Origin of the sequence: Azospirillum sp. B506 (assembly GCF_000333595.1) — a bacterium.
Taxonomy (GTDB): Bacteria; Pseudomonadota; Alphaproteobacteria; order Azospirillales; family Azospirillaceae; genus Azospirillum.
The window spans coordinates 1-3,625 of the sequence record NZ_BADK01000837.1; the positions used below are offsets into that span (position 1 = coordinate 1).

2 protein-coding genes and 1 pseudogene are annotated in these 3,625 nt (G+C 66.9%); 1 reads left to right on the plus strand and 2 read right to left on the minus strand.

Annotated features, from left to right (window positions below):
* Positions 1 to 481, minus strand: a 481-nt coding sequence (locus I71_RS26085) for a citrate/2-methylcitrate synthase (RefSeq protein WP_042700804.1), incomplete at its 3' end; no start/stop codon positions are given.
* 100 nt (positions 482 to 581) lie between these two features.
* The gene (gene gltX / locus I71_RS26090; protein ID WP_042700807.1) at positions 582 to 1,988 is read right to left on the minus strand and encodes a glutamate--tRNA ligase; all 1,407 of its coding nucleotides are present in this window, start codon (positions 1,986 to 1,988) and stop codon (positions 582 to 584) included.
* 399 nt (positions 1,989 to 2,387) lie between these two features.
* On the opposite strand from gltX, the pseudogene I71_RS26095 reads away from it, so the two are divergent.
* Positions 2,388 to 3,625: pseudogene (locus I71_RS26095) on the plus strand (ComEC/Rec2 family competence protein); the annotation flags it as partial.

Sequence of the window (3,625 nt, forward strand, 5' to 3'; positions counted from 1 at the left end):
CGTTGATGTCCAGCGAGTCGTGATAGAAGGCCGACAGGGCGCCGACGACGCCGCACATGATCGCCATCGGGTGGGCGTCACGGCGGAAGCCGCTGTAGAACTTGGTCAGCTGCTCATGCACCATCGAGTGGCGGCGCAGGATGTTCTCGAACTCCGTGCGCTCGGCCGCGGTCGGCAGGTGGTTGTTGAGCAGAAGGAAGCAGACTTCCGGGAAAGTCGAGTGCTCGGCCAGCTCGTCGATGGCGTAGCCGCGGTGCAGCAGAACACCCTCGTCGCCGTCGATGTAGGTGATGCCCGATTCGCAGCTGCCCGTGGAGGTGAAGCCCGGATCGTAGGTGAAATAGCCGGTCGCGGCGTAGAGCTTGCGGATGTCGATCACGCTCGGCCCGACGCTGCCGTGCATGATCGGCATCGTGACCTGCTTGCCCGTCTTATTGTCGATGAGGGTTACGGTGTCCTTGCCGTCCTCAGTCTGGGTCATCTCGGCACGTCCTTATCGTTGAGGGTCGGGCTTGGCGCCCTTTTTTCGTCGGCGCAGCATAGTTCCAAGGCTGCCTGATGGCAACGCACGGAAATGACCATTATGCTGCACCCGCTGCATCGCGGATGCGAGAAAGCGTCGCTTCGCGGCCCAGCAGTTCGGCCACCTCGAAGATCGGCGGAGATACCGTCGACCCGGTCAGCGCGGCACGCAGCGGCTGCGCCACCTTGCCCAGCTTCTCGCCCCGAGCCTCGGCGAAGGCACGGACCTGCGATTCCAGCGCAGCGGCAGTGAATTCCGGCTCAGCGGTGAAAGCGGCGGCCAGCTCCTTCAACAGGGTGCGGCCCTTTTCATCCAGCAGCGCCGTTGCCTTTTCATCGTAGCTGAGCGGTTGCGGCGCAACATAGAAGCGTGCGCTCTGCGCCAGATCGACGACGGTACGGGCGCGCTGCTTCAGGCCATCCATNGCCCGCGTCAGAAGTTCGCGTTCGGCGTCTGTCAGGGCGCGTCCAAGATCGGCCTCCAGCCGCGGCGTGATCAGTCCGAGCAGCCGGCTATCGTCGGCCTGCCGCATGTAGTGGGCGTTCAGGTTCTCCAGCTTGGCGAAGTCGAAGCGGGACGCCGAACGGCCGATGTTTTCCAGGTTGAACCACTCGATCGCCTGTTCGGTCGAGATGATCTCGTCGTCACCATGCGACCAGCCGAGGCGCAGCAGGTAATTGCGGATGGCTTCCGGCAGATAGCCCATGTCGCGATAGGCATCGACGCCCAGCGCGCCATGACGCTTGGACAGCTTGGCACCGTCGGGACCGTGGATCAGCGGGATATGGCCGAAGCGCGGCAGGTCCCAACCCATGGAATTGAAGATCTGGATCTGGCGGAAGGTGTTGGTCAGATGGTCGTCGCCGCGGATGACGTGGGTGACGCCCATATCGTGGTCGTCCACCACCACCGCCAGCAGATAGGTCGGCGTGCCGTCGGCGCGCAGCAGGATCAGGTCGTCCAACTGGGCATTCTGCACCGTCACCTCGCCCTGGACGAGGTCGTTCAGAACGGTCTGGCCCTCCTGCGGCGCCTTCAGCCGGATCACCGGCGCCACGCCCGCCGGGGCGTCGGACTCGGGCCGGTCGCGCCAGCGTCCGTCATAGCGCACCGGCAGTCCGGCCGCCTTCTGGGCGGCGCGCATCTCCTCCAGCTCTTCCGGGCTGCAATAGCAGCGATAAGCTTTGCCGGCGGCCAGCATCTGGTGTGCCACCTCGGCATGGCGGTCCTTGCGCTCGAACTGGCTGACGGCGTCGCCGTCCCAGTCCAGGCCCAGCCACTTCAGGCCATCGAGGATGGCGTCGACCGCCGCGTCGGTAGAGCGTTGCCGGTCGGTGTCTTCGATCCGCAGCAGGAACTTGCCGCCGGTGTTGCGGGCGTACAGCCAGTTGAACAGGGCGGTGCGGCCACCGCCGATGTGCAGAAAGCCGGTCGGCGACGGAGCGAAGCGGGTGACGACGGTCATCGGTCTCTCAATTTCCGGTTCGGCGCTGGTATGATGCGCCGGTGGTTCGACACCGAGGTTTAACACAGCCACCGGGCTTGGAGGCAATGCGATGCGCGCATGGACGGTCGTTGAGGGAGTCGCGGAAGGCATCGCTGCATCAGGAAGCCGCTGGCGGTGACCGCCGCAGGCTGGCCGGAGGAGGACACCGACGATCCGCCTGCACTCGGCGGACGCTGGCGGCGACTGTCAGTGCGCGCGTTCGGGCGACTCGCGGCACTGGCCGAGGCCGAGGGAGAGCGCTGGGTTCTGTGGCTGCCGGTCGCCTTCGGGGCGGGGGTATCGCTGTATTTCGGGTTACGACAGGAGCCGGCCTGGTGGTCCGGCGTTGCGGCGGTTGCCGGGTGCGCCGCACTGTTGATGGCGGTGCGGCGGCGGCTGGCAGCAGCAGGCGCAGCGATGGCGCTGCTGATGCTGGCGGCTGGATTCCTGGTGGCGCAGGCGCACAGCTATCGCGTGGCGGCGCCGGCATTGAGCCACAGCGTTGCGGCGGCGATCGTTACCGGCCGGGTTATGGCGGTCGAGCGGCGGCCGGGAGCGACGCGGATCACCTTGCGGGACGCCACGGTCAGCAAGCTGATGCCGGATCGGACGCCAGCCTCCTTGCGCATCCGCCTGTCGGATCGCTTCCCGGCGCCAGCGCCCGGATCGGTGGTGCGGTTGCGGGCGACGCTGCTGCCGCCGCAGGCGCCGGCCGAACCCGGCTCTTTCGACTTCCAGCGGCGCGCCTGGTTCATGGGGCTGGGCGCGACCGGTTTTGCCACCGGCCCCGCCGAGCTGGTGGAGGCGCCGCCGGTAACCGGCTGGAGCGTGATTGCCGTCGCCTTCGAGCAGGCGCGCGGCGTCATTGCCGGGCGGGTCGCAGCGGCCATCGGCGATCCGGTCGAGGCGAGCGTCACCACCGCGCTGTTGAACGGCGAGGAATTCGGGATTCCGGAATCGACGATGGACGACTTCCGCAACAGCGGGTTGGCGCATCTGCTGTCGATCTCCGGCCTGCATGTCGGCATCGCCGCGGGTATCCTGTTCTATGTGGTGCGGGCGCTGTTCGCGGCGGTGCCGTACGTCGCGTTGCGATGGCCGATCAAGAAGATCGCGGCGCTGTTCGGCATCCTGTCGGCGCTCGCCTACACGCTGTTGGTGGGGGCGCCCTTGCCGACGGTGCGGTCGGTGCTGATGACCGGCATGGTTATGGGGGCGATCATGCTGGATCGCCATCCGCTGAGCATGCGTCTGGTCGCCTTCGCCGGCCTGGTCACCGTGGCGATGGATCCGGAGGGAATGCTGGGGCCGAGCTTCCAGATGTCCTTCGCCGCGGTGGTGGCGCTGATCGCCGCATTCGAGCGCGGCAGCGTCCGGCTGGCGGAGTGGCGGCGCGATGCCGGCTGGCTGGTGCGCGGCCTGTTCTATGTCGGCGGGATCCTGCTGACCAGCGTGGTGGCCACGCTGGCGACCTTGCCCTTCTCGCTCTTCATTTTCAGCAGATCGCCTTCTATGGCGTGCTGTCGAACCTGATCGCGATTCCCATCACCTCCTTCTGGGTCATGCCCTGGAGCCTGATCGCCTATGCGTTGCTGCCCTTTGGGCCTGGAGCGCCG